Annotated in this window: 21 protein-coding genes; 8 read left to right on the forward strand and 13 right to left on the reverse strand. The window is 47.7% G+C overall.

Annotated features, from left to right (window positions below; all coding sequences use genetic code 11):
• Positions 1-50: 50 nt before the first annotated feature.
• Positions 51-353: a DUF5340 family protein gene (locus tag SPI9445_RS23910; protein ID WP_164674593.1), complete on the forward strand. Its 303-nt coding sequence runs from the start codon at positions 51-53 to the stop codon at positions 351-353.
• 72 nt (positions 354-425) lie between these two features.
• On the opposite strand, the gene hisH is transcribed toward SPI9445_RS23910, so the two are convergent.
• From hisH to SPI9445_RS23915, 4 genes are all read right to left on the reverse strand, one after another.
• A complete protein-coding gene (gene hisH, locus SPI9445_RS0101570) occupies positions 426-1049 on the reverse strand; it encodes an imidazole glycerol phosphate synthase subunit HisH (RefSeq protein WP_017302958.1) in 624 nt (207 codons plus the stop codon).
• Between the two features lie 225 nt (positions 1050-1274).
• Entirely contained in the window at positions 1275-1571 is a 297-nt protein-coding gene (locus tag SPI9445_RS0101575; protein WP_017302959.1) for a hypothetical protein, read from the reverse strand.
• 140 nt (positions 1572-1711) lie between these two features.
• Positions 1712-2008 carry a hypothetical protein gene (locus tag SPI9445_RS0101585; RefSeq protein WP_026079448.1) on the reverse strand — a complete coding sequence of 99 codons (297 nt, stop codon included), beginning with the start codon at positions 2006-2008 and terminating at the stop codon, positions 1712-1714.
• A 125-nt stretch (positions 2009-2133) separates the two neighbouring features.
• Positions 2134-3264: a CIA30 family protein gene (locus tag SPI9445_RS23915; RefSeq protein ID WP_017302962.1), complete on the reverse strand. Its 1131-nt coding sequence runs from the start codon at positions 3262-3264 to the stop codon at positions 2134-2136.
• A 175-nt stretch (positions 3265-3439) separates the two neighbouring features.
• On the opposite strand from SPI9445_RS23915, the gene SPI9445_RS0101595 reads away from it, so the two are divergent.
• Positions 3440-6400 (forward strand): hypothetical protein, encoded by a 2961-nt coding sequence (locus SPI9445_RS0101595; protein WP_017302963.1) that lies wholly within the window; start codon positions 3440-3442, stop codon positions 6398-6400.
• 184 nt (positions 6401-6584) lie between these two features.
• On the opposite strand, the gene SPI9445_RS0101600 is transcribed toward SPI9445_RS0101595, so the two are convergent.
• The 4 genes from SPI9445_RS0101600 to gloB form a co-directional block, all read right to left on the reverse strand.
• Positions 6585-7532 carry a glycosyltransferase family 2 protein gene (locus SPI9445_RS0101600; protein ID WP_017302964.1) on the reverse strand — a complete coding sequence of 316 codons (948 nt, stop codon included), beginning with the start codon at positions 7530-7532 and terminating at the stop codon, positions 6585-6587.
• A gap of 427 nt (positions 7533-7959) precedes the next feature.
• A complete protein-coding gene (locus tag SPI9445_RS0101610) occupies positions 7960-9432 on the reverse strand; it encodes a DASH family cryptochrome (RefSeq protein ID WP_017302966.1) in 1473 nt (490 codons plus the stop codon).
• Positions 9433-9579: 147 nt separating this feature from the next.
• A complete protein-coding gene (gene rplI, locus SPI9445_RS0101615) occupies positions 9580-10038 on the reverse strand; it encodes a 50S ribosomal protein L9 (protein ID WP_017302967.1) in 459 nt (152 codons plus the stop codon).
• Positions 10039-10106: 68 nt separating this feature from the next.
• Positions 10107-10880 carry a hydroxyacylglutathione hydrolase gene (gene gloB / locus SPI9445_RS0101620; protein WP_017302968.1) on the reverse strand — a complete coding sequence of 258 codons (774 nt, stop codon included), beginning with the start codon at positions 10878-10880 and terminating at the stop codon, positions 10107-10109.
• Positions 10881-10938: 58 nt separating this feature from the next.
• Between gloB and SPI9445_RS0101625 the strand changes: the two genes are divergently transcribed.
• The 4 genes from SPI9445_RS0101625 (at position 10939) to SPI9445_RS0101645 (ending at position 14276) form a co-directional block, all read left to right on the forward strand.
• Positions 10939-11247, forward strand: coding sequence for a hypothetical protein (locus tag SPI9445_RS0101625; RefSeq protein ID WP_202803620.1), 309 nt, complete (start codon positions 10939-10941; stop codon positions 11245-11247).
• A 47-nt stretch (positions 11248-11294) separates the two neighbouring features.
• The gene (locus tag SPI9445_RS0101630; RefSeq protein WP_033374090.1) at positions 11295-12536 is read left to right on the forward strand and encodes a bifunctional cobalt-precorrin-7 (C(5))-methyltransferase/cobalt-precorrin-6B (C(15))-methyltransferase; all 1242 of its coding nucleotides are present in this window, start codon (positions 11295-11297) and stop codon (positions 12534-12536) included.
• A 242-nt stretch (positions 12537-12778) separates the two neighbouring features.
• Positions 12779-13528 (forward strand): phycobilisome rod-core linker polypeptide, encoded by a 750-nt coding sequence (locus SPI9445_RS0101635; RefSeq protein ID WP_026079452.1) that lies wholly within the window; start codon positions 12779-12781, stop codon positions 13526-13528.
• A 286-nt stretch (positions 13529-13814) separates the two neighbouring features.
• Positions 13815-14276 (forward strand): DUF2442 domain-containing protein, encoded by a 462-nt coding sequence (locus SPI9445_RS0101645; protein WP_017302973.1) that lies wholly within the window; start codon positions 13815-13817, stop codon positions 14274-14276.
• Between the two features lie 258 nt (positions 14277-14534).
• Here the strand turns inward: SPI9445_RS0101645 and SPI9445_RS23920 are convergent, their stop codons facing one another.
• On the reverse strand, positions 14535-14741 hold the full coding sequence (locus tag SPI9445_RS23920; protein WP_017302975.1) for a hypothetical protein: 207 nt from the start codon (positions 14739-14741) through the stop codon (positions 14535-14537).
• Between the two features lie 77 nt (positions 14742-14818).
• On the opposite strand from SPI9445_RS23920, the gene SPI9445_RS0101660 reads away from it, so the two are divergent.
• A complete protein-coding gene (locus SPI9445_RS0101660) occupies positions 14819-15439 on the forward strand; it encodes a transposase (RefSeq protein ID WP_017302976.1) in 621 nt (206 codons plus the stop codon).
• A 761-nt stretch (positions 15440-16200) separates the two neighbouring features.
• Here the strand turns inward: SPI9445_RS0101660 and SPI9445_RS0101675 are convergent.
• The 4 genes from SPI9445_RS0101675 to SPI9445_RS0101690 all read right to left on the reverse strand — a co-directional run bounded on the left by SPI9445_RS0101675 (position 16201) and on the right by SPI9445_RS0101690 (position 19688).
• On the reverse strand, positions 16201-16470 hold the full coding sequence (locus SPI9445_RS0101675; protein ID WP_017302978.1) for a hypothetical protein: 270 nt from the start codon (positions 16468-16470) through the stop codon (positions 16201-16203).
• 299 nt (positions 16471-16769) lie between these two features.
• Positions 16770-18518, reverse strand: coding sequence for a bifunctional serine/threonine-protein kinase/formylglycine-generating enzyme family protein (locus SPI9445_RS31280; RefSeq protein WP_017302979.1), 1749 nt, complete (start codon positions 18516-18518; stop codon positions 16770-16772).
• A gap of 259 nt (positions 18519-18777) precedes the next feature.
• On the reverse strand, positions 18778-18981 hold the full coding sequence (locus SPI9445_RS23925) for a hypothetical protein (RefSeq protein ID WP_017302980.1): 204 nt from the start codon (positions 18979-18981) through the stop codon (positions 18778-18780).
• A gap of 5 nt (positions 18982-18986) precedes the next feature.
• Positions 18987-19688 (reverse strand): DUF3153 domain-containing protein, encoded by a 702-nt coding sequence (locus tag SPI9445_RS0101690; protein WP_017302981.1) that lies wholly within the window; start codon positions 19686-19688, stop codon positions 18987-18989.
• 232 nt (positions 19689-19920) lie between these two features.
• Between SPI9445_RS0101690 and polA the strand changes: the two genes are divergently transcribed.
• Positions 19921-22800, forward strand: a complete 2880-nt coding sequence (gene polA / locus SPI9445_RS0101695; protein WP_026079454.1) for a DNA polymerase I — start codon at positions 19921-19923, stop codon at positions 22798-22800.
• The last annotated feature ends 41 nt before the right edge of the window (positions 22801-22841 follow it).

Below are 22841 nucleotides of genomic sequence, written 5' to 3' on the forward strand. Positions count from 1 at the left end.
TTTTCTATTTTATGACCTACCCTATGCCCCATTCCGAGGATTTGGCTTCTATGGTTCAAATCCCCCTCCCCTCCCATATTCACTATGAATTGCTCTTACAACTCCTAGAACGTCAAACCTTACCCTCTGTGGATCATTCTCCGGTCATGCGGGAACAGGTACAACAGTTAATTATTACCCTGCGCAAAGCCCTTGCTCAACAGCGCCAAATTGAAACCATTTTTGAGCAAGGGAAAATCCCATACGAGCATCGTTGGTCTTTAAACAGTTTCGGCAATGATGTTCGCGTAGCATCTCAAAACGAGAATCTAGCAGTAGTTGATTTGATCCCGGAGGAAACAACCTCACTTTAACACCCTAACTCAAGGGGCCTAGATGGGCTATAACTCCCGCGCTGTACTCGCCGAGTCAGCATCGGGAGTGCGTCAATTGATGACCTGATTCACAAAATTGGAAAGGATTTGTAACCCACTCGTAGAGGACTTTTCCGGGTGAAATTGTACGGCCGCCAGATTATCCCGCGCAATAGCGGCTGTAACGGTTTGGGACCCGTGAACCACTGTAGCAGCACGCACCGAGGGATCTACAGGATCCACATAATAAGAGTGGACAAAATACACATAAGGATCCCGGGGTAATTTGTCCCAGAGGAGATGATTGGGTTGGGTGAGGGTGAGTTGATTCCATCCCATGTGAGGAATGACTAGATTCGGTTCTGATTTAAACCGTCGGACTTTGCCCGGAATAATGCCTAATCCCGGTTCTTTTCCTTCTTCGGATCCCTCAAAGAGAATCTGTAATCCTAGACAAATCCCGAGGAAGGGTTTCCCGTCTTGAATGACTTGCTTGAGGGGTTCTTCTAAATAGCGCGATCGCAAATGTTGAACAGCCGGATCAAATGATCCCACACCGGGCAAAACCACCGCATCGGCAGACTCAATCTCCTTAGCAGAGTCCGTAACAATCGGTGTTGCACCCGCATTTTCCAACCCCTTACAAGCGGAGTGCAAATTCCCCATATCATAGTCAACGACGGCAATCTTTACCATTCTGGCTTATAGCTATCCTCTCCCTAGAGTTTTCCGAACACTCCCCCGTTCAAAGATGATAACGGGCGATTTAATCTAAGATTAGCATGAATTTCGGCGGCTTTCTCTAATATTTCTAGATCATTTAAGAAAAGCATCTGATAGTCTTAACACATTTGAGAAAATCTTTCTTTTTGTTTGGGTGAATCAACAGCCAACAATCCTCTAAATAACCCATAAAATTCCCTATTTTCGTTTGATTGCTTCATCTAAAATAGCCATTTGTTCAGGAGTAAGATCCTGTCCAATTTTTGACAAAAGTTCTGTAGACATAACAAAACTACAATTATCTTTTAATTTTTCGTTTGACATATTATTAAATTGCTCATCGGTTAAATTGTTTTCAACAAGATCAACCAAATGTTCAACTATTTTTACATAATCAATGTCTTGTTTAAATATAGGATCTTCTTCCATTAAAACAGACACAACTTGCTCAATTCTCTTTAGGATTAATTTTTGTTGATTATCATTGGTTAACATGATACTGCCCTTCATGTAGTCTTAATCATTAAAATAGTCTTTTTTGCTCTTTAATCTCTTTGATTCTTTCTAAGATTTGACGATTCCCCTTGATGGCTAAAGAAACAATATTAGTGTCTAATAAATAACTCACAAATTACCTACTTCCTTTTAATTGCATTATCAAAAATGACCCTTTGTTCAGGTGTAAAAGCCTCACCAATTGTTCCCAAAAGTTCTATGGTCATTAAACCCCTACTATATTCTTTTAATTCCTCGTCTGACATAGTATTAAATTCTTCAACAGATAAGTTTTTTTGACAACGTTTAACTAAGTCTTGGACGATTTCTAAATAACTTAGATTTTCATTAAATAAAGGATCTTCTTCCATTAAAATAGACACAACTCGCTCAATTCTCTTGAGGATTGATTTTTGTTGATTATCATTGGTTAACATGATATTGCCCTCCATGTAGTTTGTCTGATTAACAATAACTCAATCCTAACCCAAAATTAGTTTCCATCCCCTGCCCCCACCACACGCCCCGATATTCCCTTAAACCATTGAGCATTGACCAAACGTTATACAGGCGATAAAACCTTAAGAATTTGTGCCGCCAGAGCCTCTCCCGTGTCTCCCATCTCAAGGGTTTTATAGGCTAAATTACTTTGGTTTAAAGCACTGGCAATGGTCGGGGGTAACTCATTATTGGTGAAAATAATTAACTTCGGAGTCACCACCCCCCCATAGGCTTGAATCGTGGCAATTTCTAAACTAAATCCTCCCGCCGTAAAATGAGGATTGAGCGCCCCATCATACTCAAATTTACTAAGCATTAGCTGGAACGAATAGGTGCGACTGGTATCAAATTCCCCAACGTTGGTGAGGGTTTTTGCCCGGAAGACTGGACGAAGATCCCGAAAAGGAACGGAAACCGTTATCCATTCCCCCGCGACGGTATCGAAGGAGTAACAATAACTCACACCGTCCCAACGCCCCTCACTGCGTAAAATGAGTTTGTACCGTTGGCCGTCTCCTTTCACGCGCAGTTGAATTCCGTCGTAGTGGGAAAGGTCTAGGGGAGGGTCAAAGTTGCGGTTACGGACTGAGGCAAACCCCCCAGAGTTGGCGGTGGAGACGTTTCCGGCAAAGATAGCCCGTCCTTCACTTCGTGACGCTTCGCCAACAAGGCAGCGAATCCCACTGGCACTGACTCCCCCCATGACTACATCATCCACAGCGCCCCAACTGGCTTTTAAATCGTCGTTAGGCTGTCGGAAGTCGAATAATAGGGTTTCGTTCCCGGTGCCGAGGTATTGGGCGATGACATCAATCCAGGGGGGCAAGGCGTTAATGTCTCCGGTGTATATCACGCTTTGGACATGGTTGAGGAGGGGGGGGAGTTCGGACGCTTGGGGGTTGGGGGTGTTGGGGTAATATTCAACACCGGGCTGGGGGCTGGGGAGGTCTTCGTTGGGGGAAAGGACGACGCGGAGGGGGTACTGGGCGGCTTGGAGGGGGGGGAGGAGTTGCTGGCGCAGGGGGGGAGTGGTGCCGACGAGGAGAAGGGTTCCGGTGGCGGTAGGGTTAGAATGGGAGGGAGAATCGGTTTTAAGAATCATACGCTTTAAACAGTTGAGGAAGGGTAGACCGTCAAAAAAGGCGATGGTTTGGAGGAAACGACCAAAATCCCAAGGTTGTCGATTATTCATGGTAAATGGAGGATGGCAGGTTGACTATTTGTTGCTATCGTAGATGATCGATTCCCAAATGGGTGGAGTGGGGATGTTCACAGGGGAGGGCGTGGGCTTGAGCTTGTGAAGGGTTAATTAACAGATTATTCAGTCAAATTTTTGAGTTCTGAGAGTTGTGAGTTCTGAACTAATCATGTGGGACGTTGAACAAAAACAGGTTGAACGGAAACGGACAACTCAGCAAGCGGCTTCACTGTCGCAGTGGTTGTATCAGGCGATCGCAGAACCGGGGGTGCGTTTGCGGATTCGACTGCGGGGGAACAATCTGCACGTTCTCTGTGAAGCGTCGCGGACTCCAGAGGTGGGGAAATTATTACCCCGTTTAGTCCAAGCCCTCAAGTCCCAGGGGGTGGAATTTAAACGCTTTTTCCGCAATGCAGAAGACCCGATTTATAAGGTGATTCTCTATGGCCGTCCGGTGGGTCAACAACGCCCTGCTTGGATTGAACCGATTATTTTGGAGCGTCTACAGTTGAAAATTGAACCCCATGATCCCTCTCCCCTTCTTGACGCAAGGTCGGCTAGTCCTGAACCTTTAACGGGGGGGGCGTTATTGATTTCTAATGAGACGTTAGCCCGTACTGGGTCCCCGGAGGCGATCGCACGCTACTTGAGTGAGTCCCTCGCCCATTTAGGCGTTAGCGTTAAAGTCCTCACCCAAAAGTTACCCCATCCCGAATCCCCCGCAGAGGAAGGAGCAAAACGTCTATGGATCATCTGTTCTTGTCATTATAGCCCCGATGCCTCCCTCATTGCGGAACCCATTGCCCAACAACTGCGGGACTTGGAATTAGTCGGGTTTAAAGAGGCGATTATTCGCTCCCAAGTGCAGGGAGAAAGTACCCCGGATTGGGTGTTATCTGTGGATTTAACCCGCCCCGAAGAGATGTTACGGGAGTGGGCCCGTTGGGGGGATCTCAAGTCGATTGAACACCTACTCAACCAATCCTTAGAAGCCCAAGAGATTCATGTACGGGCGATTCTCAAGGAAACCACACTGCATATTTTCTCCTGTTTTACCAGCTTAGTGGGGCGGTCTGAACCTTGCCCTCCCCAATCCTCTACGGTGGAACAAATCGAACGGTTATTAAAAGGATTTCAGCCCCAAGGCATTACGGCCGCTACCCTTTACGGTTTCACCCGTCCCGATTTAGGCATCTTCCAAGACGAGGCCAGTTCCCTCGATTTAGGGCGTTTGCGGGATACTCCCGTCTGGGTCCATTGGCTCCACCTCCCCGCGGCCTATGACCCGGATTTAGCCCCCTCCACCATCGCCTTAGCCCGTCAGCGCCATCTAGACGCCCTCGGATTCCTCTTGCAGCGCCTCCTCAACCCCGATTTAGAGGGTCGTCTGGCTACGGGGGGGATTCGGGTTAAACTCTGTTTTAAGCAGGATTTACTGCACATTATGACCGAGGCGGTTGTTTGTCCTCGTCAGGGCTTTGTCGCCCATCCGGTGGAGAAATTCCTGCGCAAGGTGCAAATTAGCGGCCTAGTGGGGGCGAGAATCTACGGCCGACGGGCTGGACAAACCGCCCCCCTCTGGAGTTATGCCCTCGATTTTCAACAACACTCGGCAGGTGTTGGGGAAACTCCGCCCCAGTTTAGCCCCTCCACGGTGACGGTGCCGACTCAAGGCCTACCCCAGGAGGCTAGTTTAAGCCATCCCTTTGACCTGGCTCCCTCGGCCTCGGATTCGGCGCTGAAACAGGCGTTACGAGATACCTGCTCTTTATTAAAATCCGTTCTCTGTGCCACGAAACTGACCGTAGACACCCAAAACAACCTAGATGGGTGGCGACAAGGCTCTGAGCGCGATAATCGGGGCATTTACGAGGGGATTATTTGGGGGATGGTGGGTCTGTTGCTGATGTTCCAAGTGGATTGGCTGGCCGGGCGCTGGTTTTTCCAACAGCGACCCCTCGCCGGACTCTGTGTTGAGCGTCCTTGTGCGGTAGAAGGGGACTTGATCGCGGAGCGTCCCACGGGGGAACAAAGCGCGGTGCAAGAGGCGATTCTGGCGGCCGCTCGTTCGTCCAATGCTTCCTTTAATAACCGTTTGCTGGATGAAAAACTTGCCCTGTATCAACAACGGGTGAGACAGTCTGGGGTGCCGGATGTGCTGATTGTAGGGAGTTCCCGCGCCCTCCGGGGGGTAGACCCGGCGGTATTGCGTCAGGCACTCGCCCAAGAGGGACCCAAAGAGCTAGATATTTTTAATTTTGGCATTAATGGGGCGACCGCCCAAGTGGTGGATCTGATGTTACGACGAATTTTAGCCCCCGAGGAACTGCCGAAGTTAATTATCTGGGCTGATGGGGCGAGGGCGTTTAATAGTGGGCGACCGGATATTACTTATAATGCGATCGCCTCTTCTGACGGCTACCGAACCTTAAGCCCCCATCCCCCCCGAAGCAACCGGGTTCATAGCCGCGCTATGCCTCGCATACAGCTTCCCAATGTCAATCAGGCGATCGCACGGAACTATCGCAACTTTAACCAGTGGATGAGTGAAGGCCTCGGGGAATTCTTCACCCTCTACCCCCACCGGGAGGAATTGCGCGACCTCCTGCAAGACCAACTCACCCATCCCCTCCCCACCGTCGCCGACCTAAATATAGACCCCCTCGACCTAGAAACCGTTGCCGGACAAGAACCCATCACCCCCGATGGTTTTCTCCCCCTCGACCTACGCTTTGACCCTAACACCTACTACCTCTCTCATCCCCGAGTCTCCGGCGCTTACGACAGCGACTATGATTCCTTTGGACTATACGGCCCCCAAGATGTCGCCCTGCGCAATATCTTAACCACCCTAGAAAAACATCAAGTGAAGCTCGTTTTTGTCAATCTTCCCCTAACCAACGAATATTTAGACCCCATTCGTAGCCAATATGAACAGCAATTTCACGACCACATGACCCGCTTAACTCAAGACTATAACCTCATCTTTTTAGACCTCGCTCAACACTGGGGCAGTGAATACGATTTCTTCTCAGACCCCAGTCATCTAAACCGTTATGGAGCCTATCAAGTCTCCCGTTATCTCGCGCACAATTCCCCTATTCCTTGGCAAACAGGGGTTCAAAATTAGGGTTTTCTAAATAAGAGGGCAGGGGGGCAGGGGGGCAGGGGAGAGGGGGAGTTGATAATTATTAACTATTCCCGACTCCCGATTCCCGACTCCCGATTCCCGACTCCCGATTCCCGATTCCCGACTCCCGACTCCCGACTCCCGATTCCCGATTCCCCCTATTCCCTATTCTCGACACTCGGACTTATTCACTAAGCCCTATGTGACTTTGAGCATAGGCGGCATAAACGCCTTGGACATTGTACCAATTGAGGAAAACCCGAGCGATTTCTAAGGCGAGTTGGGGTTTTCCTTGGTTGATTAACCACTGTAACAAGGGGGCGAGAGTTCTTTCATTTAAGCGCCCCCCTAGGGATAAAATGCCCCAGAGTAATTTGTGAATCCAAGTCATTTGAATCATCATGCGGACTTCCCAGGTGGGATGTTTTTGGTAGAACACCACACCCATACGCCCCCGTTGGATTTCTTGGTCAATCAGTTTAGGAATTTGCTGCAAACTAAAGGGGGGGTGCCAATGATAGCCGACGGCTTGGGGACATTTAATGAGTTTGAGTCCCAATTTTTTCAGGCGGACTCCAAGTTCTAAGTCTTCCCAGCCGTATTGTTGAAAGGAGGTGTCGAAGAGTCCCGCTTGGAGTAACCATTTTTTGGCGATCGCAACATTCCCCGTAGCAAAATAAGCGGCCGAGAAATCCGTGATTTTGTAAGGCTCTGCCGTGGGATGCTCAAAATTACAAGTATTAATCACAGCCCCGTAGGTGAAAATCCGATCATTCCCCTGTTCTCGTTCTCCCCGTTGCAATGCCGCCCCATGCGCTGCTAAAAAGCCTTCTGTCACTACCAAATCACTGTCAATGAAAATAATCATCTCCCCTTTTGCCTGTTCTACCCCAAAATTGCGCGCCGCGGCCGCCCCTTGGTGATTTCGAGCAAAACGCACGACATGGGGAAAGTCCCCTAAATTCGCCCCTAACCACTCCCAAGTTCCATCTTCTGACCCATCATCCACTACAACGATTTCGTAGCCCTCCACGGGGCTATTCTCCCTCAACTGTTGCGTTTCTAAAGCCCGGAGACATTTCTCTAAAATGGGTTTGCGGTTATAGGTCGGAATGACAACACTAAAGAACATGGTTTTTGCACATTTATTTAGGAAATCGGAAATTGGGCTGACCCGTCGGTTTTTCTCTCTTATCTCTTCCGAGATTAAAGCAGAATTTTTCCCTCTCAAAGTAATCGGAACTGGTGAAAAAATGAATTTTTTTAAGGGGGTTGCTAAAGTTGGCGATTTTTGCTAATATGTTTGTGGTATAATGGGAGTGGTTGCGCTAATTTTTGAGCGCAACCACTCCCATTATGATTGAATTGCTTTTAGTGTACAGCGAAAAAGAACCCCTGTCAAGCTTTTTTCTATTGTCACCGGGTGGGTTTTTATCCGGGGATAGGTAGGGTCTGCTGAATAGGTTTCTAAGCCCTGTTAAGGTTTTTGAGAGATGAACCACAAAGACACAAAGATTAGCCTTGTTCCGACTCTTTCTCTCCCCTATTCCCCCGCTCCTTTATTCAACAAGCCCTAAATAAACCTTTTGTTGCTGTTTGATAGAGGCCATAAAATCCACCATCGGCTTAGGATAATCTTCCCCCAATCTAACCCCATAGAGTTGTTGTTCTAACTGAGTCATTTTCCAAGGTTCATGGACTAAATGAGGGGGCAGATTTGCTAAGGCAGGTAGCCAATGTTTAACATAGTCCCCTTGAGGATCATAATCTTTGCCCTGTTTGGCTATATTAAAATACCGAAATCCTCGGGCATCATTACCCACCCCAGCCGTATAATTCCAGTTTCCCCAGTTACTACAGACATCATAATCAATCAACATTGACTCAAACCACTCCGCCCCCATCTGCCAGTTAATGCCCAAATTTTTGGTTAAAAAACTGGCTACATTTTGCCTCCCCCGATTGGACATAAAGCCTGTTTTTAACAACTCCTGCATATTGGCATCTACTAAAGGATACCCTGTCTCACCTTTGCACCATTTTTCAAATAAATCCCCATCTTCTAACCAAGGAATCTCTAGCCCTTGTAATCCTGAGCGCCAAAAGATTTTATTGCCGTGTTTAGCGGCAATAAAGCGGAAATAATCCCGCCAGAGTAGCTCAAAAATAAGCCAGTAGGTAGAGTCATTTTTAACCCGTTCTGCTTCATAGCGTTTAACTTCTGCATAAATAAAACGGGGGGATAAACACCCCAAGGCGAACCAAGGGGAAAACTTGGAGGAATAATCCGCCCCTAACATCCCATTGCGGGTGAGTTTATAGACCTTTAAAGCGTCTTGTTGCCAGAAGTAATGATTTAAGCGTTCCAGTGCGGCCTTTTCGCCTCCTTGGAAGGCTAAAACGCCTTGGGATTTGGGGGGAGGGGGTTCAATATTTAAGGCTGGAAGGGTGGGAATTTCACCGGGATTTAGGGGAGGGAGGGGTGGTAAGGATTGGGGGGGAGGGAAGGGGGGTAAAATGTGCCAATTTCTTTCGACAATTTGGCGAAATTTGGTGAAGAGTTCGGGAATTTGGGAGAGGTTAAAGGGGAGATGATCGGGGTGAATTAAGGTGGAAGTCCAAAAGCCTTTTAGGGGGATTCCCAAGGGGGTGAGATGGTGAATCAGTGCCTGTTCAACTTGGGTTTCTTCCCACGTTATTTCGCGAGAATAATAAACTTTATCTAGCTTGATTTCTTGGGCTATTTGTGGTATAATATCTTCAGGTTTTCCCAACCGAATGATTAAATCACTGCCCAAGCTTTGCAAGGTTTCCCGGAGATTGATGAGAGATTCTCGGAGGAATTGGGCGCGAAATGCTCCGGTTTTGGGGAAGCCGAAAGAGGTCGTTTGAAAGTGGCGAGGATCGATACAATAAAGGGGGATAATCTGGGCATTTTCTTGTAAAGCACGGTGTAGGGGTTCGTGATCATGCGATCGCAAATCATTCCGATACCAGACCAAAATCCGTGAAGTCTTGCTATTTTGAGCCATACTCCCCCCTTAATTCGTTCGTAGTTGCGCTTTAGCGCCCCCTTGTGTCCCTTTTGCTTATCCCAAAACAACAGAAGGGCGCAAACCTTGCGCCCCCATCCTATCAAACCAGATAGAAATACCAACTTTTAGTTAACACTCCCAAACTTAAAGAGGAGCCACTTCAATATCAACAACAGCCGTCACTTCAGCATGAAGCTTAACTTCAACCTTATAGTTTCCTAACTTGTTAATTTCCGGCAGGGTAATATTGCGTTTATCTACCTCTTGGGCAGCACTTGCTAATAATACATCAGCCACATCTTGACTGGTAACAGTCCCAAAAATAGCGTTATTTTCGCCCACCTGCTTCTGAATTCTTAAGCGCCCAATAGTTGCCAACGCCGTTTTCTGGGCTTCTGCTTGTTGTTTAATTTCTAATAAACGCTGTCTTTCTTTTTCCCGTCTAATTTCCACCTGTCGGATAACGCTAGGCGTTGCGGGGATGGCCATGCCTTGGGGAACTAAATAATTCCGCGCATATCCGGGGGCAACATCCACTAAATCCCCTGATTTCCCTAATTTATGAACCTCTCGATTTAAAACAACCTGTACTCGCTTGGACATAGTTTCTCCGTTCTTAAAACTTTGGGTGTGGGAGTGCTTTAAAATAAGTCACAGTCTTCCATTATAACCTAAAACCTGTCCTTCTTGCCACGTAAACGACTAAAGGTTTGCACGGGATCAGAACTATTCATCGCCTGCTGAAGATCGGGACTATCCCAGCGGAGAAAGGGATTGGTTTGTTTTTCCACCCCCAACAGCGAGGGAACTGTGGGCTGGTGTTGTTGACGGGCTTGTTGCACTTGCTGGTAACGTTCTTTTAGCGTGGGATTGTCTGAATCAACGGTGAGGGCAAATTTTAGGTTATTGATGGTGTATTCATGGGCGCACCAGACGCGGGTAGAATCGGGTAATTGGCGCAATTGACTGAGGGAATGAACCATCTGGCTAGGGGTGCCTTCAAATAGCCGTCCACAGCCTCCTGCAAAGAGGGTGTCGCCACAAAATAATTCTCCGGGTTGATCTGGGGCGACGGGGGGGAAATAATAGGCAATATGGGCGCGGGTGTGACCGGGAACAAAGAAGACTTCGGCGGTGCGTTGGGCGAATTGAATGCGATCGCCTGCCCGTAAAAAAACCCTTTGACCCGGAATCCGTCCCTGATCTTCCGCCCCCCCATAAACCGTTAAATGGGGGAAATGCTGCATTAGGAGACTATTGGCCCCCACATGATCCCCATGATGATGGGTGTTAAAAATCGCTACCAATTCACCCCCGACTTGCTGGAGATAGTCCAACACCGGATCCGCTTCGGCCGGGTCTACGACAGCCGCTTGACGGTTGTTTTCATCCCACAAGACAAAAATATAATTGTCCGTTAGGGCAGGAAGTCGAGTAATCTGCATGGTGATCCACCTTCAATCATTGGTTGCTTTCCCCCAAAAAAGAAGTTCAGGGAGGGGGGTGTTCCTGAGCCAATTTAGTCCAGAGGCAAGGACTCACTGTTATATTTTAAGTTCAGTTGCCCGACCTCTGACCATTATCTCCCGTCCTCTGACCATGAGCGAACCGAACCAAAACCCAGCCCTAGCGACCTTACCGGAAACGGTAGAACGGATTTTAAGCACTGGATATTTAACCCGCCAAGAACATTTTCAACTGGTGACCCTGTTTCTTTCCGACTTAGCGGTAAATGAAGAGGAGCGCCGTCAACTCAACCGCATTTTTGATGAACTGCAAATGGGGCGGTTAAAATACTCCACTTCGACCTAGTGCCTTGTTTCCCCAAACTCCTCCTATCTATCCGCACTCCTAGGATTATGAATAAAATACAGGTCATTGGCATTGGTTTAGACGGTGCGGCCGGATTACCCAGCACCTTATTAGCACAGATTCAAACGGCTAGCCTTTTAGTGGGCAGTGGTCGTCATTTAAGCTACTTCCCCGACTATACCGGGCAGCAAATCGTTCTCGGAGAATTGGATTCGGCGATCGCACAAATTCAGACCGCTTTAGACCAAGAGGAGAAAATCGTGATTCTCGTCTCAGGAGATCCCCTATTCTTTGGTTTAGGGCGCTTACTGCTCGAACATTTCCCCCCCGAAGTCCTAACCTTCCATCCCCATGTCAGTGCTGTTCAATTAGCCTTTAATCGGGTCAAACTCCCCTGGCAAGAAGCCCAGATGATCAGCGTTCATGGGCGCTCCTTAGAACTCCTCAGTGCCGCACTTCAGCAGGGGGAAAGCCCGATCGCCGTCCTCACCGACTCCCTCAACACCCCCAGTGCGATCGCCGCCCATTACCTCTCCCTCGACTTACCCATCCTCTATCAATTCTGGGTCTGTGAAAATCTAGGCTCCCCGGAAGAACAGATTCAACTGTTCACCCCAGAACTTTTAGTCAACCAAGAATTCTCCCCCCTCAATGTTTTAATCCTCGTCCGAGAAACCCCCACCGAGTTGGCCTTACCCGTGCAGCAACTGCCTTTGCTCGGGTTGCCGGATCATGTATTTTTGAGTTTTCGCGATCGCCCCGACCTGATCATCAAGCGAGAAATCCGCCTCAGCATCCTCGGGGAACTCGCCCTCCGTCCTGCCCAAATCGTCTGGGATATCGGCTCCGGCATCGGTTCCGTTGCCATCGAAATCGCTCGACTCTGCCCCACCTCCCAAGTCTACGCCATCGAAAAAACCAGCATCGGCCATCACCTCATCCAAAAAAACTGTCAACAGCTTTACGTCCGCAACATTCAGCCCATCGAAGGGGAAGCCCCCGACATTCTGCGCGACTTACCCGCCCCCCATCGCGTTTTCATCGGTGGCAGTGGCGGCCAATTGAGTGAAATCCTCACCTTCTCTCAAAACGTCCTACGTCCCAACGGTGTGATTGTCCTTGCCTTCACCACCTTAGAACACCTTTCCCTCGCCCTCCACCACCTACAACAGAGTAAATGGCACTATCGCCTCTTACAGGTCAATCTCTCCCGTTCCGTAGCCGTCAGTCAATACACCCGCTTTGCTCCCCTCAATCCCGTTACATTAGTGACGGCCTATCGGGGCTAAGAACAAAGAGATTCTGGATTTAACGCCTCCTCATAAATATTGCAAATTGTGAACTTATGTAAAGACAACCCAACCGAGCAGAAAAACCAAGCCAAATTCCCCGATCCTAGAACAGATAAGCCCTTGAACCCTCTCACCCTGTTTGCAAAAATTAATAAGATTTCTCAGAATAGCGTCCCCTCCTCGCTTATCATGTAGATTAATCTTTGTAAAAAAACGATAAAATCACGGAGGTTCACACCTTGGCTATTCCTCTACTAGAATATGCACCTAACAGCCAGAACAGTCGCGTTGCAGGGTATGAAGTGGGAGGCGATGAGTCTCCCAAGCGCTTTATGTCTGGGATGGTTCTCTCTTCCGAAGATGCAACTAATATTATTGAAGCGGCTTATCGTCAGATTTTCTTCCATGCCTTCAAATCCGATCGTGAACCGATCCTAGAATCCCAACTCCGCTATGGTCAAATCACCGTGCGGGACTTCATTCGCGGTTTATTGCTCTCCAATACCTTCAAACGCAGTTTCTATGATCTCAATAGCAACTATCGTTTTGTAGAACAGTGTGTGCAACGGGTACTCGGTCGCGAAGTTTACAGCGAACGGGAAAAAATCGCTTGGTCCATTGTTGTGGCGACCAAAGGGATTGAAGGGTTTGTGGATGAGTTACTCAACAGTGCTGAGTATCTGGAAAACTTCGGTTATGATAGCGTTCCCTACCAACGTCGTCGCGTTCTTGATGGACATGATACGGGTGAAACTCCCTTTAACATCAAGTCTCCCCGTTACGATGGCTACTATCGTAGCATCTTGGGCTTCCCCCAAATCGTTTGGCAAAATGCGGTTCGTCGCTTTACTCCCCAAGACCAAAAACCCCAAGCTGGCAGTCCCGCCAATTTCTTGGGTATGGCACGGGGTTTAAGCAATGCGAAAGGGAATACAACCCCCCGCGTTGCTTTAAGTGGCAATTACTTAGATTTAGTTCCTCGTCGTTAAGCCCAATGATCTCTTTAGAGATTTAGTTCTGGTCAACAACTAGGCAGTCAGAGATTGAGAGAAGCGTTAAGTTCATCCTGAACGGTTTTTTCAATTTGTGACTGCCTTTTTGGGGAACGGGGAATTTGGCTTAAATTTCAACAAGTGGGAGATATTTACTCCTACGAACGACGATAAAAACCCCTCTTAAGGGAGATGGTTATGGGTTGGCAGGCGGGGGATTGGTTACACCGGGGAGAATATCGGGTAGTGCGATCGCTCAATGAGGGGCGCGTCGGGGTTAGCTATGACTAACAAAAAGTGGCAACAACAGTGGAGTTTTGATTTTACCGATGATGGGGCTTTAGAGGCAGAAATTGCGGAGGCTGAAGCGAGGGCGATCGCTCTCGTTGAGGCTGGCCCCTGTGCTGAAGCTGTCCGGTATAATGCAGAACGTCAGTTAATTGAAATTCAGCTTAAAAACGGGGCAATTTTTGCCTTTCCTCCCCATTTAGCCCAAGGATTGGGGAATGCTTCACCTCCTCAGCTTGAGGATGTTTGGTTAGGGGCTGATGGTTTGAGCGTCCATTGGGATAGTCTGGATGCTGATTTTAGTATTCCGGGGCTGATTCAGGGCATTTTTGGAACAAAAGCTTGGATGGCGGAATTAGGTCGTAAGGGGGGGCAAAAATCCTCGGTGGCGAAGCAGCAAGCAGCCCGTGCCAATGGGAAAAAGGGGGGACGGCCGAAAAAGGCAAAACCCCTATAAATTCTTGCAATTCTGAATCGGTCGTATTGGAAAGGGTAAAGGGGAAAAAAGGTAGAGTGCAAAGAAGGTGTCCGGGAAGTCATGCGTGAAGAGTGGTATAAATTTTTTGAGATGTTGCTGCCTTATGTGGATGATACTGAACAGGCTGACATCGAAGCTACTTTTAATCCTAACGATTATGTAGGTCAAGACTTTGAGGATATTACGGATTGGTTTGAATCATGACAGTTAAACTCAGTAAGTCTGCTCAAAAAAGTCTCAAAAAACTCGAAAGTTTTTTGACAAGTCATTGGGTACTTTTGCCCATTCGGAATCTGGAATTTTTTCCCCAATTTCTAGGGCAATTTTCCAAATGGGTTTAACCTCATCGTCATACTGGAGGGTTTGGGGAGGGTTAGTTGTTTCCTGATGTTCAGTAGTGCCTCGTACTTGCTCAAAGATTTTATCGAGCAACCATTCAGGCATACCCTACTAAGCTAAGGGTTCTAAAGGGTAAGCTCACAATGGAGCAGATACCTTTCTGATAATTCTCTAATATCATGATGAAATATAACCCTGAAACTCATCATCGCCGTTCTATTCGTCTTCCTTGCTATGATTATTCTCAACCGGGAGCGTATTTCATTACACTATGTACTCACCAAAAGCAATGTTGGTTTGGGCAAATTGATGACGGAAAAATGTACATTAATCAACTGGGTAAAATTGTGCAGAATGAATGGCTAAAATCTGCCCAAATGCGACCCAATTTAAGCTTAGATGAATGGATTGTTATGCCTAATCATCTTCATGGCATTGTTTGGCTTTCTGAATTGGAGAAAAAACGAACCAACAATTCAAGCTATGGGAATTTAGGTAAAGCGGATTATGCTGATTTATCTCCTGAATCTCAAAAGAAGGCGTTTCGCAAAAAAGCAAATTCTTTAGGTTCTTTTATTGGCGGTTTTAAAGCGAGCGTGACCAAACAGATTAATCAGTTTCGTGAAAATACATCTATTCCCATTTGGCAGAGAAATTATTATGAATCCATTATCCAAGATGAAACGGCACTCAATTCAATCCGAGAATATATTCAGAATAATCCCCAACGTTGGGAGGAAGATCCAGATCATCCTCAATGTGAGGCGAATTTTTCAGAATTGTTGCTGGATTTAGTATTTTAGCCGATGCTTTTTGGGCGCAAGCATTGCGCCCCTACAGGATAATGAAATAGTTGTAGGATTAATTGTTGGAGCAGATAACCAATCATATTGTAGGGGCGTATTGCATACGCCCTCAAGCCGAGATAGTGAAATGGTGGTGGGTTTAATTTGTGAGGTTTATTGTTGAGAATCGATGCTTTTTGGGCGCAAGCATTGCGCCCCTACAGGATAATGAAATAGTTGTAAGATTAATTGTTGGAGCAGATAAACAATCATATTGTAGGGGCGTATTGCATACGCCCTTAAGCCGGGATAGTGAAATGATGGTGGGTTTAATATTGTGGGGTTTATTGTTGGGAATTGATGCTTTTTGGGCGCAAGCATTGCGCCCCTACAGGATGATGAAATTGTTGTAGGGGTAATTGTTGGAGCAGATAACCAATCATATTGTAGGGGCGTATTGCATACGCCCTTAAGCCGGGATAGTGAAATGGTGGTGGGTTTAATTTGTGAGGTTTATTGTTGAGAATCGATGCTTTTTGGGCGCAAGCATTGCGCCCCTACAGGATGATGAAATTGTTCTAGGGGTAATTGTTGGAGCAGATAACCAATCATATTGTAGGGGCGTATTGCATACGCCCTTAAGCCGGGATAGTGAAATGATGGTGGGTTTAATATTGTGGGGTTTATTGTTGGGAATTGATGCTTTTTGATGCAATTAATCTCTAGGATTGAGTAAGGCTACCCAATAGCCTGTATCCGCAAAAACTTGTCTCATGTTTCTACCCTTGATAGAAGTCAAAGTTTTTTGACAAGTCATTGGGTACTTTTGCCCATTCGGAATCTGGAATTTTTTCCCCAATTTCTAGGGCGATTTCCCAAATGGGTTTAACCTCATCGTCATACTGGAGGGTTTGGGGAGGGTTAGTTGTTTCCTGATGTTCAGTAGTGCCTCGCACTTGCTCAAAGATTTTATCGAGCAACCATAATTTATCTTCTAGGGATAAGTCATGAATAGATTGTTCAAGCTCTAATAATTGATGGGAAATCATAGTTAGCCCTCACGACTTGATTTTAAAATTGTAGCTCTCGTGCCGTTGCTCTGTCATGGCATTCTGCCCTTTGGTGAAACCCTCAGCCCTAGAAACTGGGTTTTTTGCACCTGTTGTTGTGCGCTCCCATCGCTTCCTGCAACCCGGTTTCTGAACCCCACTGAAGCGGAGAAACCGGGTTGCTGATATCTGTTAGTGTTCCCCCTAATCCCTAGCAAAAACCCGGTTTCTGAATCGGTCGCATTAGAGAGAGTAAAGGGGAAAAAGAGCAGAGTGCAAGAGTACTAAATAGCAAAGGGCTAGAAGAGTCCTGCGCCCACCAGACAGACACGAAACCCAAGGCTGAAGTTGACGTCGGCGCGCTGATAGTGGTTGCGGTAGGCTGAACGGCAGCTAACCGGGTAGTGGAACCAAGAACCGCCACGCAGTACAAAAGTACTATCGCTTTCCTTTAGCAAAACCTTAAGATTTGTTGAAGGCTTTTGATAACGATTATCATTCACATTCTCATCCCATACTCTACCATCTCCAGGCGCACCTTGATAATTGTCATGGAAGGGATCGAAACACCACTCCCAAACATTGCCATGACAATCATACAACCCAAAGCCATTGGGGGGAAAGCTGGCGACTGGGGTAGTTTCTTTTCGATATTCTCCCTTGGGTGCATTGCCAAAGGTATAGTTGCCGTCATAGTTCACCAAGTCTGGGGTGATCGTTTCCCCAAAGGCAAAGGGGGTCGTTGTTCCAGCACGGCAAGCATATTCCCATTCTGCCTCGCTGGGTAGGCGATACTCCTTCCCGGTCAGTTTGCTCAATCGAGCGCACCACTCCACCGCATCATACCAAGACACTTTTTCAACAGGACGATCGCCCCCCTTAAAATGGGATGGGTCAGGGTTCAAATCCCGAACAATTTTGCCCACCCGTTCCACCACAACCCGCCATTGATTCTGAGTGATGGGGGTTTTGCCCATCAAAAAGGGGGAAACCCGGACGGAATGCTGCGGACTTTCCCGCCTAAACCCTTTCCGATCATACTTTTTACACAGCCGCTCAATTTCCGCCTCTTCCGTCCCCATCAAAAACGTGCCGCCGGGGATTTCCACCATCTCCAACCGCACCCCGTCTCCCAAATCCTGGGGATAGTACCGCGCCTGACCGGGGATTTTCTGAATAATTTCCCCCCGATCGTTGACCCGTACCGTCTCAAAGCTAAAGGAGGGCAAACCCCCGCCACTATTGGGCAACAAGGCCAACCACGCGGCCACGGTTCGGGGGCGGTCATCGGGTTCTACCGCCATCCCCTGCTTAATCGCGTTGCGTAATTCTGCCGACCAATGCTTAGGAATGACTAGCCGATCCCTTCTCGTCCGCATTGTCGCAATGGGTGGCAACGTCCCCGTCAGCACATAGTACAGCGTGGCCGCCAAAGCATAAACGTCCGTAAATTCCCCCCGATGCTCCTGTTCATCGTACTGCTCAATGGGGGCATAACAGGGGGTAAGGGCGAAGGTGTGGGTTTGGGTCAAGTTGGGGATAAACTCCCGGGCAATGCCAAAATCAATCAACACCGCCTCATCATCGGGCAACCGCACCATAATATTCTGGGGCTTAATATCCCGATGGAGTAACCCCTTCTCGTGCATCACATTCAACGCGGCCCCCACCTGCCGGATATAGCGCAAGGCCACCTCCTCGGACAATACCCCCCCACGGGCCACCCGATCGCCTAAATCCTGCCCCTGAATATATTCCATCACCATACAGGGCAGCCCCTCATGGTTAAAGTGATTCTCTACCTCGACAATATGCCGATGGCGACAGATGGCGATTTTGGCGGTTTCCCGGTCAAAGTCCCGCAGGAACTTTTCCTTATAGGGGATATACTCCGCCTCGGTCATCACCTCATCTTTGAGGGTTTTCAGTACCCACTGCCGACCCTGACGGTCTTTGACGAGGTAGGTGATACCAAAACCGCCCTTTTTGATCTGTTTTTCGATGGTGTAGCGATCGCCAAAAATTTTCGTACCCGGTTGCCAAACCATAGGACTTAACCCAACACTCCCCCCAGTTTACCATCTGTCCCCAGTCTGCCTAAATTTAGAGCAGGGGAGCAGGGGAGCAGGGGAATAGTGAATAGCTAAAACTCTTTTATTTTAGGGAACGGGGAACAGGGAACAGGGAACAGGGGGGGAGAGGGGGAGAGAGGGAGAGGCAATCTCCCGACTCCTGACGCTTATTGCTTCGTACCTTCCTTCGGAACGCTACGCGTTCGCGAAGCGTTGCGCAGCAAACGCAATGACATTACTTCCGACTCCCGACTCCCGATTCCCGACTCCCGACTCCCGACTCCCGACTCCCGACTCCCGACTCCCGATTCCCGACTCCCGACTCCCGATTCCCGACTCCCGATTCCCGACTCCCGATTCCCGACTCCCGACTCCCGATTCCCGACTCCCGATTCCCGACTCCCGACTCCCGACTCCCGATTCCCGACTCCCGACGCATCCTCTTCAACTCAAAACTCGATACTTTAAATAAAATCCTCCCCACATCAGCAAAATAATCCCGACTGTTCCTAGTCCTAAATAACTCGGTAGCCAAAACACGGCCTCGATGTGATTAATTTTCCCCGGTTGGAGTTGCCAAATCAGTTGATGATTGACCTTCTGCACGGGGGGGGCTGTGTCGTCTTGGCGTACCACATTCCGCCCACCCCAGGGGGTATTGAGGGCAAATTCTAGGTTTAAAAGATTGCCGGAATTAATGACTAATTCCCCTTCTCCGGCGAAAATACTTAAGGCGCGGAGGTCTACATCTAAAATAAGGCGATCGCGCTCCAACAACAACAGGTTACTCTGATTCACCACCACCTGAGAGTTAAGCTGCACCACATCGGAGTTTTCCCCCAATTCCACCCCCTGGGGATTTTGTTCTGTGGGGTTAAAAAACTGATTAAACTTCTCCCCAAATTCCTGACCATTGGCAAAAGGAATCGTCACAATCACCTCTTGCTCAGAAACCCGTTTAATGCGACCCTGTAAAGCCTTAGCGCGAGTCTCAATAGTTTTTAGCCACTTTTTCGCCTCACTTTGGCTAAAACTGGTCAGTTGCTCCCCTAGTTGAATATGTTGGGTAATCTGGCCCCTATATTGTCCCTGCCAATTCACCCCCACATCGTAACGCACACAACCGGAGAGCAAAAAAACGGCCATGACAAGGCATAAAATGAGTCCCCTTCCGGGCAATCTCAGCAGTCCCATCAGTCTGGGGGTGAATCCTGGCATCATCGAACTTTCCCAACTCTTATGTTACAATGGATCACTAACAAAAATAGCTAAAACCCTTGTTAGGCAAGGGAAAGGGAGTCTTAAGCCTGCAAAAAAAGCCCTCCCGATTTGTATTTCTGAGTCAACCGCATTTACCATAATTCATCATAAATCATTAATGACTGTTCAAACTCGTCCCACCCTCCTACTCATCGACGGTCATTCTTTGGCCTTTCGGGCTTATTATGCCTTTGCCAAGGGACGAGATGGGGGATTGCGCACCTCTGGGGGGATTCCTACTAATATCTGTTTTGGTTTTGTCAAGTCTTTGTTACAAATCTTAACTATCCAGAAACCTGATCGAATTGCGATCGCCTTTGACTTAGCGGACCCCACCTTCAGACATAAGCTAGACGAGGGCTATAAGGCCGATAGAACCGACACCCCCGAAGATTTTATCCAAGACCTCGCCAACCTCAAAACCCTCTTAAATGCCCTAAATTTGCCCACTGTAACCGCCTCTGGCTACGAGGCCGACGACATCCTTGGCACCCTCACCCAACAAGGCACAGCCGCAGGATATCAGGTTAAAATCATCAGTGGCGACCGGGATTTATTCCAATTAGTAGACGACGAAAAAGGCGTAAGTGTCCTTTATTTTGACCGCAATGTAATTAAAGGATCCGTCACCGGGACCGTTGAATATAAAAGCGCCGAAGTGGAAGCCAAACTAGGCGTAAAACCCAGTCAAGTCGTGGATTATAAAGCCCTGTGTGGGGATAAATCCGACAGTATTCCGGGAGTCAAAGGCATCGGCGAAAAAACCGCCGTTAAACTCCTCCACACCTACGAAACCTTAGATAATATTTATCAAAACCTAGGCAAAATTACCGGGGCAAATTACAAGAAACTCAAAGAGGGAAAAGCGGACGCGGAACATTCCCAAATCCTAGCCCGAATTAAACTGGATGTTCCCCTAGACATTACCCTAGATCAATGTCACCTGAGAGGATTTAACCCCCAGAACGTTAAACCCATCCTAGAACATCTAGAACTACGGCAATTCCTCAAACAAATTGACCACCTCCAGCACCAACTCGGAGGAGAAGTTCCCCCCCCTCCACCAGAGTCTACCCTTGAGGATACCTCCTTTTTCTCCCCAGAAGAAACCGACTCCCACCCCCCCCGACAAAGCATTACAATTCAACCCCAAATCATCCAAACAGAAGCCCAACTGACTCAACTGATTACCCAGTTAAAACAACATACAGATCCTAACCTACCCGTCGCGTGGGACACAGAAACCACCTCCCTCAATCCCCGTCAAACTGAGTTAGTGGGGTTAGGTTGTTGTTGGGGCAAAAATCCTCAAGATGTGGCCTATATTCCCCTTAGTCATACCCAAGGGGAACAACTAGAGAAAGCCCTTGTTTTAGAACAAATTGGCGCAATTCTAGCCGATAGAACCTATCCGAAAGTATTCCAAAACGCGAAATTCGACCGTCTGGTTTTACACCACCAAGGGATTGCTTTAGACGGGGTTGTATTTGACCCTATGTTAGCCCATTATGTCCTCCATCCTGAAGAGAATCATAACTTAACGGATCTTTCTAATCAGTATCTCGATGGAATCACCGCCCAAAGTTATAAAGAATTGGGGTTAAGTAAAGAACAAACCATTGCCGATCTCCCCATTCCCCAAGCGGCCGCCTACTGTGGATTAGATGCCTATGCCACCTATCAATTAGTGCCTAAACTACAAGCAGAATTAGACGAACTCCCAGAACTGAATCAACTTTTCCGAGACATTGAACTGCCCTTAGAACCCGTTTTAGCCGCCATGGAAACCCGGGGAATTCGGATTAACTTACCCTACTTAAAAACCTTATCCGAACAACTGGAACAGGAGTTACAACAACTCGAACAACAAGCCTATGAAGATGTGGGGGAAACCTTTAACTTAAACTCCCCGAAACAGTTAGCTGAGATTCTGTTTGATAAGTTAGGGTTGAGTACGAAAAAATCGCGCAAAACCAAAACGGGATATTCTACCGATCACGCCACTCTCGAAAAGTTACAAGGGGATCATCCCCTGATTGACCATATTTTATCCCACCGAACGTTAGCGAAACTGAAATCTACTTATATCGACGCACTACCGGAACTGATTGATCCCCAAACCCAACGGATTCACACAGACTTTAACCAGGCTGTAACCTCTACGGGGCGCTTATCGTCGTCTAACCCAAACTTACAAAATATTCCTGTGCGCAGTGAATTTTCTCGCCAAATTCGTCAGGCTTTTTTACCCCAAGATGGATGGCTTTTAGCTTCGGCGGATTATTCCCAAATTGAGTTAAGAATTCTTGCTCATTTAAGTCAAGAACCGGTATTAGTGGAAGCCTATCAAAAGGGGGAAGATGTCCATACGGTAACAGCGCGTTTGTTGTTTGAGAAAAGCGATGTTACCCCGGATGAACGACGACTGGGGAAAACAATTAATTTCGGTGTCATTTACGGTATGGGTGCCCAGCGTTTTGCGCGGGAGGCTGGGGTATCTCAGAAGGAGGGGAAGGTATTTATTGAACGCTATCGGTCCCGCTACCCTCGGGTGTTCGATTATCTGGAGACGATGAAAAAAAATGCGATCGCCCTCGGTTATGTGGAAACCCTGCAAAAGCGCCGTCGTTACTTTAATTTCACCAGTGCCACCCTACAAAGATTATATGAGAGCAACCCCCAAGCGATTGATTTAGACGAGTTAAAGGGGCTGTCTGGTGTAGATGCTCAATTATTAAGAGCGGCCGCGAATGCGCCCATTCAGGGGTCAAGTGCGGATATTATTAAAATTGCCATGGTTAAGTTGCAGCCGATTTTGCAACAATATCAAGCCAAATTGTTGTTACAAGTCCATGATGAATTAGTGTTTGAAGTTCCCCCGGAAGAATGGGAGAGTTTAGAGCCACAAATTAAGCAAATCATGGAAAAGGCGGTGAGTTTAACTGTCCCTTTAGAGGTTGAAGTGAGGGCGGGTGCCAACTGGATGGAGGCTAAGTAGGGCTTGCTGAATAAGTCCAAGAAAAGTAACAAAATTTGGGG

Source organism: Spirulina subsalsa PCC 9445, assembly GCF_000314005.1.
GTDB lineage: Bacteria > Cyanobacteriota > Cyanobacteriia > Cyanobacteriales > Spirulinaceae > Spirulina_A > Spirulina_A subsalsa.